We start from the raw sequence: 14,366 nt of genomic DNA, 5'->3' as shown, positions 1-14,366 counted from the left end.
AGCCATTCACCTCACGCCATCTGGTGAATGCGGTGCTGTTTCAAAGCACCATCGAGATTGTCATACATAGTCACATGACCATTATGGAGCAGGCACCCCACGTCACACAGTTTCTTCAAGGCCCCTTCAGAGTGCGAGATCATGATGATATTGGCGGTCTGCAGCTTCTCTTGGAAAACCTGATCGCATTTCTTTTTGAAGCGGGCGTCCCCCACTGCCGTGATCTCATCAATGAGGTAGTAGTTAAAATCTATCGCCATGCTAACGCCAAATGCCAGACGGGCCTTCATACCAGAAGAATAGGTCTTGATAGGTAGTCGCATTGAAGCGCCCAGCTCGGAGAATTCCTCCACGTAAGCAATCATACGTTCTGTGTCTTCTCCGTACATACGAGAAACAAACCGGACATTTTCGATGCCTGTCATATTGCCGGAAAATCCTCCAGCAAACCCCAGAGGCCAGGACACTTTTACCCGCCGCTTGATGCTACCCTCATCAGGCCGCTCGGCACCAGCTATCAGCCGCATCAAAGTGGATTTACCAGCACCGTTATGCCCGATGATCCCCACATTCTTCCCCTTTGGAAAGGACATGGTCAAATTTTTCAGGATTACCTTCTCAACCCCTTTTAGCCGATAGGTTTTCCGAACATTTGAAAACTCAATCATGGCTTAGACTTTCTTCTGGTAAAGACGATCGCCAGCAAAGCCAACCAGAAGCAGGATGAGCGTGCAGACAAGGAGGTACGGTTTATCCAGAACAGCACTCTCGTAGTATCCGTAATAGCCCTCTCTCATCCATTCTATGCAGTGCAAAACAGGATTCCAAGAAAGCCAATAAGTCACTGCCGGAGGGAAGTCAGTGGGAAGAAAGAAAATACCAGAGATAAAGAACATAGGGCGAGAAATGATCGATTCCACCTGTTTCCACGTGGGCCAAAGCCTGAAAATTACGGCGTTGACTTGGCCTGCACCCAGCCCCAATAAGGCAGTGCACATTAATGCCGTTGTGACCACTTCAAAACGTTTGGGGAACATCCCCTCCCCAACTCCAATAAGTGCGCCGAAAAACACAAACATAATCAGCACATAGGTCATCGCAATAAAAATAAATTTCGCAATGACCAAATCGGATTCATTTACAAGTGGGTATGTCAGCAGGCCCCTGCTTTGCGGAACTGCTGTCATGATTGACTGGGAGAGTTTTTGATAGAACTGGAAGGTAAACACTCCGGTTCCAAAAAACAGCGCAAAACTTTCGCCAAGAGGCGGCATCCGCCCTATGACGGAAAAAATTGCCACCAAGGCAAGCGTACCAACCGCAGGCTGGAATACAGCCCAGAAATATCCCAGCTGACTATCCCCGAATGCCGTCCGGGTTTCCCGCAAAATCAATGCGCCGATCACTCTGCCTTGCGTTGTGAGGACACCTTCCGTACTCATATTCCTGTCCTACCGCAGATGGTCGCGAACGGAGTAGGTTAACAACGTGCCCAGTGACCACAGAGCGAGCAGAACCCCGAGCAGCAAAAGACTATTGGTAAACCGGCGCGGGTAGAGCGCGTTCTCAGGTTCTGATGGCTGTTGGAAGACAGCAAGATAACGTTGTTGGCGATCGGCTTCACTTCGGGAACGTTCCAGACTTGCAAGGGACGCCGTATAGGCTTGTTCTGCAAATTCGCGTTCAATCACCAGCTCTTCGTAGTCAGCAAGAAGTGATGAAAGTGATGAAAATTTGCCCTCAGAGTTTTCTCCGGTGGCACTTGAGCGTCCCTGACCTTGAACACCACCGATTTCGGACTGCTTCAGACCAATCTGCTCCAGTAACGCCGATTCTTGCTTGCGCAATTGACGAACAGTTGGCGAGCTTTCATCAATGGTTCCCACAAGGCGCGATAAACGTGAACGCGTATCAATGAGCTGTTTCTCCAGCTCGGCAACCAGCTGTATCTGAACTTCCGCATTTTTCGTAGGATCGAGAGAGTTTTCCGTGGATCGGAACTCCCTGAGACGTGCGCGAATCATGCGCAAACGCAGTTCCGCCCTTGAGACCTCTTCCTCGGCATATTTCACCGCATCCTTGCGGGCACTTTCCGAAAGGTTGTTGACCAGCTGTGCACTGTAGGAAAGGACCAGATCTGCCAGCCTTTTGGTATCCTGCGCAGTGAAAGCCTGTACCTCGACATTAATAATGGAGGACGTGCTGTCAAAGCTCGTGTCGATCATCCAGTCCCAGTAATTCACGAAATCTTCTATGGGCAGTTCCGGGTCCAACCGGTAAATGAAGTCCACATCTTCGGAGCTATAAAGCTGCTTTAACCCCATATCTGCACTCAGGCGTTCCACAACTTCCCGGCTTTTGAGGTAATCCATCAAAATATAGGAATCAGTTGTGGTCGATCCTGTGCTGGCAAGGCCCGTCAGGGACCCTAAAAAGTCTCCTCCTGCAGCGCCTCCATCCATTCCGCGAACAGAGAACCCTAATGTAGAGGAATAACGGTCGGACGCCAAAAAGAGGAAATAGAAACTACCCAGTACTGCAGGCAAGGCAACGCATAGGGCGAACGAAACGGCCAGCATACGCCTGCGGAACTGCTGGGGGCGCAAACCTTTGCCTCGCAGGTGATCCCATAGGGTTTGCGGAACCTCTTGCAATTCTCTTGCTTTGACCGGCAGCGGAACAATAGAGGCCACCGCTTTTTGGGCCGGAGAGAGCTTCTTAGCAGGAACTACGGAATTTTTTGCCTGCTCTTCGGGCTTTTTTGCGCCCTGAGCAGGCGGAGCTTTTTGTGGCTGCGCGTTTTTCTGATCCTTGGCAGGGACAGGCTTTTGCGCCCCTTGATTTTTAGCGGGCACAGGCTTTGCTGCCTGAGCCGCGGCCCTCGGCTGCGCCGCTACGGGATCAACTTTTTTTTGTGCGCTTTGCTTGTCCATTATACCCTCAATACCCCGAACTCCTGAGGCCGCTTAACTTAGAAACTCAAAGAAGACGTAGATCTTGCAACACCAACAGTTCGCCCGATGATGCCCAGGAATTTTCCAAGTTCTGCTGTATAGGAATTGGCGACGTATAGAACGTCTTTGTCTTTGATATTAAACTGCTGCCCTTTGAAGTAGGACTGAGCCTGCCGCATGTTGACCCTGTAGATGACAGGTACCTGATGGTCAAACTCGGAAACACCCTCAATGCCAAGTGCCCTCAGAACCTTCGCATCCTCATAGCGGAACACAAACAGGCCCTTTGTATCGGCACGATTGTCGCTCAAGCCTCCAATGCGGCCCAAAGCTTCAACGAGTGACACTTCGCCCACTTGAAGCGGATACTCTCCAACTTTGGAAACTGCACCAAATGCCGTAAACGTTTGCGGATCGTGGCTCACATAAACACGGTCTCCTGGACGCACATAAACGTTTTCACTGCCATCTTCAAAAACGGTTTTCAGCAGCTGTTTTCCGCGGGCGTTTTGCCGATCCAGCGTCACGAAGGTTTCGCTGGCTTTCGTGGCATTACCACCTGCTTTTGCAACCACATCCAGAAGTCGTTCACCTTGGAGTGAGAGTGGATACTGTCCCGGAGAGCGCACATCACCATTTACGACCACAAGGCTGCTCTGGTTGTCTTTGAGAGTGACGATCACCTGTGGGTCAGTGGCCTGTCCCTCAAGAGCTGCCTGAATAGCATCTTGAAGACGGTCCAAAGACTGACCTGCTGCATTCACCCGCCCGATATACGGAACAGTGATCGTGCCTTTCTGGCTCACCATGAACGGTCCAAGCTCGGTACGACTGCCCGTTGCGTTGCTGAACAGACGGTCCGCGCCTTGCTCCCACACGACAACCGAGACGACATCCCCGACTCCAACCATATGGCGCGGTGCAAATCGTTTTGCGCTAAACCTTTTCCCAAGGCCTATAGGGCTATAGGCATGCAGCGCCGCAATAACATCGCTATTTACATCAATAAGCGTGTAATCGAATGTGTCTTCCCGAACCTCTGACGACTGGTGTACTATTTCCGAGGAAATTGGCCCCGACGCCGGCATGATCTGACAGCTGCCCAGCAACAAAGCACTGGCCACAAGAGTTAGGCCGGCCTTGAACGAGCCAGACCTATTAAAAAACGTAGGGCAAAGGGTGCGCAGCATCTAAATAATATCCAGAACTTCAGAAAAATATAGAAATATAGGTAACCACCAATTTCAACTTGTAATTATTAACTACTAAACCCTTAGGGAAAAATCAACTCGGCCAACCACGGTTTAGGGTGGCAGACCCAAAGACCAAGAGCATTCTTTTTCACAGTTGCACTGTGGATACAGCTCCTCAAGCCGCTTCCTTTCAACTTCAAAACGCGTATCTGTTTTCCATGACTTCTAAAAAGACCATTTTGATTACAGGGGCCAGTTCGGGCCTGGGGCGGGCTCTTGCCAAGGCTTACGCATCGCCCGAAACGCACCTTTTCCTAACCGCTAGAAACCGTGTGCGCCTAGAAGAATCCGCTGATATTGCGAGAAAATTTGGAGCTGAAGTTTCGACTGATTCGCTGGATATTCGTGATCATCAGGCTGTGCAGCAATGGGTCACCCATGCCAGCCGATTCGGCCCCATTCACACCGCGCTTTCGAATGCTGGTATTACCGGCTCTCATAGTGCAGACGGTTCCATCGAAACTGCAGAGACCGCTCAATCACAGATTGAAACAAATCTTTGCGGCAGCATTAATCTGGTTACAGCGGTGACGCCGTTTATGCAAAAACAAGGGTTTGGGCAAATTGGGTTGATAAGTTCACTTGCCGGACTACAGCCGATTTCAGATGGCCCTGCCTATGGAGCATCCAAAGCTGGAATCATTGCCTATGGGGAGGCCATTCGAGACCATCTCTACTCTTCAGGCATTTCTGTCAGTGTGCTATGCCCCGGCTACATCAGGACGCCAATGGCAGATCAATTCAAAAGTTGGAGACCTTTGGAATACTCTGCGGACCAAGCAGCCTTGAAGATCAAGAGAGCCGTAGAAAAACGCAGGGCGCTCTATGCTTTTCCGACGGCTCTTGCAATCAGTATTGCTTTAGGCAAACTTCTTCCTTGGAAATTACGCCGCCTTGCGCAGCAGCGCTTTAATTATGACCGAAGTGGCGAGAGCTAGCACGAGCGCGATCACCACATTATACCAATCTGATTCATGCAAAAACTGAGGAAGGTTGTTTTCTATCTCGGTTGAAATTGGTCCCCGGATCAAGTCCGGGGCCGACATCCCGAATTCTTTACGAGGTCATACCGGCCATCGAGCCGGTATCCATAGATGATCCTATAGGTTCCTCTTAATACCGATTGGTCTTAGAGGTTTAATTCACCCAATGATCAGCCTTGTTATCAGCGGCCCGCTTTAGCGTTTTGCCAGTTGAGCTATGGTAACAGGGTTGGCTTCCAAATCTGCCATAGCGTCTTTAACCGCCTCAACTGCCTGTTCCAGTTGCTGTTTACTGTGCTGTGAAGTGATAAAGAACCTGAGCCTTGCTGATTTTTCCGGCACTGCAGGAAAAATAATTGGTAAAGCATTCACACCACGATCCAGCAGGCGAGATGATAGAACCGTTGCCTTCAAAGAATCGCCAACCATAATGGGCACAACTGCATAGCCTTGGCTTTCACCTGTATCGAAGCCAGCTTTTTGACAAAGCTCTTTGAAATAAAGACAATTGGCCTGTGCTTTTTGAACCCGCTCCGGTTCTTGTATCATGATCTGAGCTGCACGGTGGCACGCCGCAGCAATGGGAGGGGCAAGGCCAACACTAAACACAAAGCCCGAAACACTGAACTTAAGATATTCCACCAGATCTTGAGAGCCGGCGATATACCCACCACAGCCTGCTAGTGTTTTGGAGAAAGTACCCATCCAGATATCGACTTCGCGAGGGTCAATGCCAAAGTGCTCAGCAAGCCCCCTGCCCGTCTTTCCTAAAATACCTAATGAATGAGCCTCATCCACCATAAGCCAGGCATTGTACTTCCTCTTGATTTCAAGAAGCCTTGGCAGGTCGGGGAAGTCCCCGTCCATGGAATAAATGCCTTCTACTACAATCAATACTCTTTTATGGCGATGGGCACGGTTCTCCAAAATGCGCTCCAGTGCCTCATAGTCATTGTGAGCGAAGGACTGGCGGACCGCACCGGACAACTTAGCCCCTGTGACAATACTATTATGAATATAGCTGTCGTGGAGAATCAGGCCTTCTTGCTCCATAAGCTGGCCTATGACTGTCACATTCGTGGCATGCCCACTCACAAAGGCTACAGCACTTTCCACCCCGTAAAGCTTGGCAAGCTGCTCTTCCAATGCGCGGTGAATTGGACGTTCCCCAGCCACCACACGGCTGGCTCCTGCGGAAATACCATAGTGGTCTGCTGCGGCTTTCGCCGCTTCAATTACTTCCGGATGCCCATTCAACCCCAGATAATCATAGGATGCGAAGTTCAGGTAGGCTTTACCATCAATATGCGTCGTATCAGAGGCACGCCCATCATGGGCCCGAAAGAAAGGGTTATCCACCTTCAGCAGATCCGCCGCTGCGCGTTGGATCTTCATTTCCTTAAACCCGGGAAGATCCGAGAACTTCTGCTTGGGGCGGCTGGGCCGACGTTGTGCAATACCCGCACCGCCTCGCCCCGCTTTGCGTAAGTTATTGATGAGCGAATCCCGCTCATCTTTACCTAGTGTTTTTTTATTCATTCCCGAAAAATACCCGCAAGCTATCCAACCAGAGAGCCAACGTTGGCCTGCCGCTCCGACAAGGCTTTTTGAACAGCGGCCTGATCGGAATCACTCATATCAACGCCCACATGCCGGTTGGCCAGATCATCCAAGGCAGTCTGGTTATCATCTTCGGCTGCTGCTGTCGAACGAATAGACTTCTGTAAAATCTGGGAGGCAAAATCATTCAGGGTGGTTCCGCCGGACAAGGATACCAGTGGCACCTCGAAGGCGAAGCGGCGCTGAATAGCTATACGCAGCTCCAGACCCATAAGTGAATCCATACCAAATTCTGCCAGAGGACGTGTATACCCGATATCCTCTAGAGGAAGGCGCAGAATTTTTGCAATCTCAACCGCAAGCAATCCAGCAACAATGCTGGTTGCCTCTTCCTCGGTCTTGCCATTTACCAGCTGAACAATATCAACGCTCTGCTCCGCATCACCAGCCTGTGCTTGAGCACTGATAATCCTGCCAAACATGGGGCGGCTTAGCAGAGGCAGGGATTGATGCGCCTGCGCCCAGTCAAAGCGGCCAATATGAAGAACTCCAGAGGTGGATTGTTGATCATCCTGCCCCATAGCCAAAAGGAGAGCATCCAGACCTTCCCGCGCTGTGATCATAGCAGCGCCCAAGTGACGGGAAATCTTATCGGAAACTTCCAGATTTCGCGCCAAAAAGCCCACATCTGAAATAGCGCCCCATCCCACAGCAATGCCCGGTTTTCCGGCCAGACGACGTTCACGCACTAACCCTTCAAGGTAACCGTTGGCCGCAACATAGCTTGCCTGCCCCGGGTTTCCGATGAGAGTTGTGGCAGAGGAAAACAGAATAAACTGGTCCAAGTCGTCATTCTCAGTCAACTGATCAAGCAGTGTTGCTCCAGTAATTTTAGGGGCAAGGACTTTCTCAATTCGCTCTGATGTAAGCTGCTGGATAATGCCATCATCCAAAACCATTGCCGCATGAATGACAGACTTGATTGGTGCGCGTTTACGCAGCTTATCCAACAAGCTCTCCAGATCCGCTTTATTCGTTACATCACAGGACCGCGCAAGGACTTTGACGCCGCGCTTTTCAAGTTCACGCACAACCAAGCTATGCTCTTGCGAAAGCTTACCACTGCGACTGGTCAGGACTATATTGCGCGCCCCGTTATCCGCAAGCCACACTGCAATCTGGCTTCCAAAGCCACCAAGGCCTCCAACGACCAGATGGTACCCATTCCCATCAAAACTTGGGGAGGATACCTTTGGCGAGACTTCAACTTGCTGCGGCTTGGGTGGAGCCACAAGTATTTTACCAATGTGGCCGGAACGTTGCATCAAACGGAATGCATCTTGTACGGATGCCCCTTGGAAGACACGGTGTGGAAGTGCAGTAAACGCCCCTTCCCTGACCTGCTCGAACACCTCTTCAATAAGTTCGCGTGCAAACGTTTTATCGTGAAGCAGGATCTGATCCAGATCGATGCCAAAGTAAGAAACGTTGCGGCGGAACGGACGCAAACCGATTTTGGTATTTGCGTAAAAATCGCGTTTGCCCAGCTCGAGGAACCGGCCGAATGGGCGCACCACATTGATACTGCGCTCCATGGCTTCGCCAGCCAACGAGTTAAGCACCGCATGAACACCGGCCCCTTCCGTTATGTCCATAACTTCATCGGCAAACCGAAGGCTGCGCGAGTCCAGAGTTACGTCTGTACCAAGTGTCGACAGAAGTTCCCGTTTTTCCGGTGTTCCAGCTGTAGCGATGACATTTGCACCGACCCATTTTGCAATCTGAAGAGCTGCAAGGCCAACGCCGCCAGCTCCTCCATGCAGCAAGACCCAGTGATCTTTCTTGATCTGACCTAGATGGACCAGTGCATAATAAGCTGTGATATACGCAACGGGAATAGTTGCTGCCGCGACAAGATCCTGCTCTTCACCAATTGGTGCAACTGCAAAGCCAGGCACAACGGCATAAGAGGAGAAGCCGCCAGAAGTAAAGGCAACAACTCTGTCTCCAACGCTCAAGCCTTCCACACCTGCCCCGATCCGGCTAACGGTTCCGGAAATCTCAAGGCCGAGGTTTGGACCTCCATATCCGTCTTCCAATGCCTCTTCAGGCAACATGCCCAAAGACCACATAACATCTCTGAAGTTCAAGCCTGTAGCAGCAACTTCAATTTCCACATGACCTTCTTTAGGGGCAACTCTTTCAACTTGCTGCCAATGCAGGTTATCCAGCGAGCCGGACCTCTCAAAGCCGAGCTGAAGGTTATCGCTAGCTTTTGCCCCAACCTTTTTCAAGCCTTTGACCGCACGAGAACGCGCCAGCCGATCCGGCTGTGTATTCATCTCAGCTTCACTTTGCGCACTGGAAATACTCTCCAGCAAGTCTTCACAGATGCGAACAGGGCTTGCAGTAAGGTCCAGATCAACAGCCAGAGGGTTGAGAATGGGAACCTCGTTCCCCAGCACACGCAGGAATGTCCAAAGGGCGCTATGAACGCTCCCGCCCTCACTGCTTGGTGCAGACAGACCGGAACCGCTCGGCGCGGGTAGAACCAAACGATAGTTTCCATCTTGAGCAGCTTTTGCCAACCCGATGCAGGAGGATACGCGCCGCAAAACTTGTTTTGCAGGCTCCCCTTCACGCAGGAATAAACCATCAAGATGCACAATAAGTGTGCCCGCTCCCTCTTCCTCTCTTACATTTGCAAGAACTTCCTGCCAGCCGGTGAAATCATCTGCATTGTAAAGGCCACTTTGTGCCTCGATCACACGGACTTCAGTGCCAGCTGCTATAAGCTTCTCTTCCAGTTTTTGAGCAATTTCACGCTCACCAGAGTGGGCCCCAACAAACAGGAGAGCTTGCTGGTAACCCAGCTCTTCATCCTCTTGCACGCGCCGACTTTCTGGAAGTGCCCCGGCAGTGAACAGCGATACGGAGGCTCCGCTGACAACAGACTCCGTTGAACTTGCCCAAACGGAACCTGCTACACTGAACTGATCTGCCCATTGAGATGCCGTCCTCAATGCCCCGACAGGGAATTGAGTGGGTGCATCTTCACCGAACCACTTTTCATAGAGACCAAAAACAACATCCATGTAAAAGTCCGGTTGGCGTTCCAGAGCAAGGAACAGTCCACTTGGAGCAAGAAGCTGCAGCAGCGCTTCAAAATCAAAACGGCCCTCCATGGCGAAGCTGTGCAAGGATCCGCAGGAGATTATTGCATCATATGCAGTTTTTTCTTCAAGCTCTGGCCAGCCATCACTGCCATCAAATACCGTTGCGCCAACACTATCTGCAAGAGCAATCGAAGCCCTAGCAGCACCTTTGCTATCCTTGGAAAACAGATCCACGCGCAAGGTTCCGCGCTCTCTGGCTCCCATCAAGTCACGGGCAAGGTCAACTGTATCATCGCCAAGCAGAAGCAGTGATACGGGTGTACTTTCGCCACGCTCTTCCATAAGCCTTGCGAGCACTAGCCCCAGACCATTTCTACGGGCGAGCGCATCGGGAGAGGCATGCCAAAAATGTTCCAATGTGGCAGAAGAGTTTACGGCGCGAAGGTCAATTTCACTTTGCCCTTCTAACGCTGACAAAACCGAACGCCGAACGTTGGCCAGCAAAGTCGCAGCGGAACTTTCCTTCGGATATTCATGCACAATGGTTGAAAGCAAAATATCGAATTCAGGAAGCTGAGCTCCATCATTTATTGCAATGGTTCCGTTATCGTTGCGGATAACCAGCTCACTTGCGACCAGAATATCTTCAAGCCGAGCAAAATAAGCACCAAACTCGCTAATGATTTCACTGCCAGAAACACTCTGCTCCTTTGCCTGAAGCATATCCAGCGATGCCCGCTGTGCCGCAGCAGATAATAAAAGCAGGCCTTCCCGCTCGCCCTCGGCTTCATCTGTGACATCCATCAAGGACAAAACCTGCTCGGCGTCTTGAACCCATTCAGCGCAGCTCACCGCCTGCTCTCGGCAGTTTGCGACATATTCAGGTTCGATCCTGAAGAACAGATCTTCAGGCCTGTCTCTCAGGCCAAGCTCAGCTGCCTTGAACCGGCCACCGCGAATTTCAACAATCAAGCCACCTTTGGCATCAAAAATCAGGAAATCCGCGAGAATAGACTGGCTGGAACTCCTGCGAATTGAAATTTCGACCTGAGCGGGCCGAACAGCAGATTCCGTCAGCATGATTTTGCCAAAGTGAATTGGCACATAAGCTTTGGAACGCCCTCCATGCTGCACAACAATATCAAAAAGCGCAAGCAGACCATGGAAACAACCATCCAGCTCTGCAGGGTGTACACAGTAGGGACTATTGTCACGAAGGTGCTCCGGCAACTCCTGAAGAGTTACACGTAAACGCCGTTCCCCAATTTTTTCAATAGTCTGTGCTCTTTGGAACGCATCACCGAACTGCAGGCCATGACGCCTTGCCCTTGCATAAATCGGATCAGAAGACGCAAAAACCGGCTCTCCTCGGCTGTTATCCGCTAAAGGGGAGTGATCTTTCTTTACGGCTTCGAACACACGGCCTGTTGCGTGTAGCGTCCAGTCATCTCCACTGAGACGTTGACGGCTTCTTATCTCTACGCTTCCAGTTTCCGGCGACAAAGTTGTCTGCACTTCGGTGAGGTAATCCACACTCAGCATAAGAGCCTGCAAAATATCAAGTGTTTGCAGCTCTATATGATCATGACCAAAATGTTCCCGCGCTGCAGCCAGCGCGATTTCAACAAAACCGGTTCCTGGGAAAATTTCCTGCCCGTTCACCACATGGTCTGCAAGGAACGGCACGACAGCGCTATCAATATGGGAATGCCAGACAGTGTAAGCACTGTTTGGTCGCCACCCTAAAAGCCTGTGATTACTTCCTCGGAATAGCCCCCCTGCTGTTTCGGGAGAACTTTCGAAACGAAATGGTTTATTTTGCCATGGGTAACCGGGAAGCGAGATCGAGCCAGACGGATCGGGGCCAAAGACCGCATCTGTATCTGCCTCTACCCCCAGTGCTACCAAACGCGCAACGACACTCAACACCGGGTCCACACCTTCATGAGAGACGTTCTCAAGGCTTCCCACAAGTTGACAGGATTTTGATGACGCATCTACAGTTTGACGAAGGTAACTGCGAAGAATGGCCTTTGGACCAATTTCGATAAGTGTTGTTGCCCCTTTTTCAAGCGCAACAGTCGCCGCATCAGCAAAACGTACAGGGTCACGAAGGTTTCGCCACCAGTAGTCGGTTGTAAGTTCAGTACCCCGAACTTCCTGCGCATTCACACTAGAAACCATTGGTATTTGCGCATCACAGACCACCAAGTCCGTCAGCACCTGCTTGAAACGCGGCCCCACAGAGTCAATGAGCTTACTATGGAAAGGATAGTTCAGCTTAATTGCTTTACACGGATAATGCTTTGAACGTGCAAAGCGCTGGAACGCCTTAATATCCTCATAGGATCCAGAAAGACTAACAGATTTAGGGCTGTTTATGGCAGCCAACTCAACGGTCTCCAAACCGCTTTCTTCAACAGCCTTTAACGCGTCCAGTTCCGGCAGAACAAGAGCCGCCATTGTACCACTATTTGCCACCGCCTCTTGTTGCAAGGAGCGATGAAATACAAGTTTCAAGGCGTTTTCAAGATCAAGAGCTCCGCAGATATGCGCAGCAGCAACTTCTCCAATACTATGGCCAAAGACCATATCCGGCTTGATGCCATAGCCTTCTAAGGCACGGCAAAGAGCCACTTGAACGGCAAACAGCAATGGCTGGGCGATACTAGTTTTCTCAATTTCTTCTTGAAGCGTGTCCGACCGCATTTTTTCAAGCAAGGACCAGCCAGCAAGTTTTTCAAAACTATAGTCGATTTTCTCGATAGCCGCCCGGAACCCCGCATTCTTGTCCAGAGCATCCAGCCCCATGCCTGCCCATTGAGCACCATTGCCAGAAAATGCATAGGCCAATTTACCTGCTTCAGCACGTTCTGAACTATAAGCCCCAGCAGCCCCCGGCGCGTCATTGGCAAAGTCGTCCAGCGCATGTGCGAGCACTTCCTTGCTCCGGCCTTGCAACACAAGCGTTTCACCAAATCTGGCTTTCCTGTGGAAGCTTGCAGCTTTGATTTTTGAAAGCTCGTCAGAAGACGCCAAGATGTAATCTTTATAAGCGGCGGCCATATCCTGCAGCGCCGGTTTACTTTGGGCAGATAACATCAATAGCGAATCATCTGCACCTGACGGTCCGCTATCAGCTTTTGGCTGATCAGGATCACTCAAGATAACATGGGCATTAGTTCCACCAAAGCCAAAAGAGTTAACACCAGCATACCGGCGTTTTTCACCGCGCTCCAGCTTCACTCCGTTTTTTGCGACCTCAAGGTTCAAGCCTTTAAAGTCAATATCCGGATTTGGAGTTTCAAAATGCAACGAGGCCGGAAGATAGTTCTTCTCCAATGCCAGCATGGCTTTAGCCAGACCAACTAAACCGGAGGCGGGCTCAAGATGCCCAACATTTGTCTTTACAGACCCGATAGGCAGCGGTGTTTTACGGGCCTTCGCCAGGACACTCCCAATGGAGCCCGCTTCGCTCGGATCCCCAACCCGCGTTCCCGTCCCATGCGCTTCCACAAAAGCCAGCTGATCCAGATCAATACTGTTTTGCTGATAAACTCGCGACAGAAGTGACGCCTGATATTCTTCTGAAGGCAAAGACATGCCCACAGTCCGGCCATCAGAATTCACATCAACAGCAACAATATCGGCGCAAGAACGCTGCCCTTTCCAGCGTTTTGCATCTTTTCTGCGCAGCACAAGCGCCACACCGCCTTCAGCTCTCACATATCCATTACCCGCCGCATCAAAAGCCCGACACAGGCCTTCAGGGGACAGCATTGTCGCTTGCGCAAATCCGACAAAAGGAAACGGACTGGCCAAAATATTTACGCCAGCAACAACTGCAGTATCAATACGCCCTTCGCTCAATGCGCGATACGCCTCATGCAACGCAACCAAAGACGAAGAACACGCAGTATCAACAGTAAAGCTCGGACCCTTAAGATCAAAAATATAGGATAAGCGGTTGGAAATAATTGAAAGTGTATTCCCTGTCATAAAATGACCCGTAGCAATACTAGGGTCAAGCAAGCTTTCGCTACCGTAATCTAGAGCAGACGCCCCCACATACACACCGATATTTTCGCCAGAAATATGGGATGGCGACACTCCTGAGTCTTCAACAGCCTCCCATACCAGCTGTAAAAGAAGGCGCTGCTGAGGGTCCATCTGCTCGGCTTCACGGGGAGACACCCCAAAAACAGATGGATCAAAACCCCATGGGTCTTCCAGAACACCCGCAGCGAAACTGTAGGTTTTCCCTGCTTCCTTTAACCTAGGATGCAAATATCTAAAATGGTGCCAGCGGTCCTCCGGAATCTCGGAAACGCTACACCGCTCCCCTTTCAGGAGAGACCAGAATTCTTTTTTATTTTTTGCGCCAGGAACGCGAAGCGCCCAACCTACAACTTCTAGCAAGAAACTTTTCCAGATTTACAATTTGGGTAAACACATTGAGTGATATTGAAGTCAGGTATAAATCGTTCAACAGAAAAGACA

The 14,366-nt window shown here is 50.7% G+C and carries 7 protein-coding genes; 1 reads left to right on the top strand and 6 read right to left on the bottom strand.

The window, feature by feature from the left end; genetic code table 11:
• Positions 1 to 11: 11 nt before the first annotated feature.
• From P6574_RS03185 to P6574_RS03170, 4 genes are read right to left on the bottom strand one after another with little or no spacing between them, the layout of a single operon-like run.
• Positions 12 to 668 (bottom strand): ABC transporter ATP-binding protein, encoded by a 657-nt coding sequence (locus P6574_RS03185; protein ID WP_310618945.1) that lies wholly within the window; start codon positions 666 to 668, stop codon positions 12 to 14.
• Between the two features lie 3 nt (positions 669 to 671).
• Entirely contained in the window at positions 672 to 1,442 is a 771-nt protein-coding gene (locus P6574_RS03180; protein ID WP_310618944.1) for an ABC transporter permease, read from the bottom strand.
• A gap of 9 nt (positions 1,443 to 1,451) precedes the next feature.
• The gene (locus P6574_RS03175) at positions 1,452 to 2,933 is read right to left on the bottom strand and encodes a lipopolysaccharide biosynthesis protein (RefSeq protein ID WP_310618943.1); all 1,482 of its coding nucleotides are present in this window, start codon (positions 2,931 to 2,933) and stop codon (positions 1,452 to 1,454) included.
• A gap of 38 nt (positions 2,934 to 2,971) precedes the next feature.
• Entirely contained in the window at positions 2,972 to 4,144 is a 1,173-nt protein-coding gene (locus P6574_RS03170; RefSeq protein ID WP_310618942.1) for a polysaccharide biosynthesis/export family protein, read from the bottom strand.
• Positions 4,145 to 4,263: 119 nt separating this feature from the next.
• Between P6574_RS03170 and P6574_RS03165 the strand changes: the two genes are divergently transcribed.
• Positions 4,264 to 5,145, top strand: coding sequence for an SDR family NAD(P)-dependent oxidoreductase (locus tag P6574_RS03165; protein WP_310618941.1), 882 nt, complete (start codon positions 4,264 to 4,266; stop codon positions 5,143 to 5,145).
• A gap of 240 nt (positions 5,146 to 5,385) precedes the next feature.
• Here P6574_RS03165 and P6574_RS03160 read toward each other — a convergent pair whose 3' ends face one another.
• Together P6574_RS03160 and P6574_RS03155 are read right to left on the bottom strand one after the other, a co-directional pair.
• Positions 5,386 to 6,729: an aminotransferase class I/II-fold pyridoxal phosphate-dependent enzyme gene (locus P6574_RS03160; protein ID WP_310618940.1), complete on the bottom strand. Its 1,344-nt coding sequence runs from the start codon at positions 6,727 to 6,729 to the stop codon at positions 5,386 to 5,388.
• A 20-nt stretch (positions 6,730 to 6,749) separates the two neighbouring features.
• Entirely contained in the window at positions 6,750 to 14,285 is a 7,536-nt protein-coding gene (locus tag P6574_RS03155) for an SDR family NAD(P)-dependent oxidoreductase (RefSeq protein ID WP_310618939.1), read from the bottom strand.
• Between the last annotated feature and the right edge of the window lie 81 nt (positions 14,286 to 14,366).

It is taken from the genome of Pseudovibrio sp. M1P-2-3 (assembly GCF_031501865.1).
Lineage (GTDB): Bacteria > Pseudomonadota > Alphaproteobacteria > Rhizobiales > Stappiaceae > Pseudovibrio > Pseudovibrio corallicola.
The sequence above is the reverse complement of the archived record's forward strand: the minus strand, read 5'-3'. Positions and strand labels throughout refer to the sequence as shown.

What these genes read in the sequence shown, in the direction of transcription:
- P6574_RS03185 (WP_310618945.1), bottom strand. Translation starts at nt 668, where the DNA reads ATGATTGAGTTTTCAAATGTTCGGAAAACCTATCGGCTAAAAGGGGTT.
- P6574_RS03180 (WP_310618944.1), bottom strand. Translation starts at nt 1,442, where the DNA reads ATGAGTACGGAAGGTGTCCTCACAACGCAAGGCAGAGTGATCGGCGCA.
- P6574_RS03175 (WP_310618943.1), bottom strand. Translation starts at nt 2,933, where the DNA reads ATGGACAAGCAAAGCGCACAAAAAAAAGTTGATCCCGTAGCGGCGCAG.
- P6574_RS03170 (WP_310618942.1), bottom strand. Translation starts at nt 4,144, where the DNA reads ATGCTGCGCACCCTTTGCCCTACGTTTTTTAATAGGTCTGGCTCGTTC.
- P6574_RS03160 (WP_310618940.1), bottom strand. Translation starts at nt 6,729, where the DNA reads ATGAATAAAAAAACACTAGGTAAAGATGAGCGGGATTCGCTCATCAAT.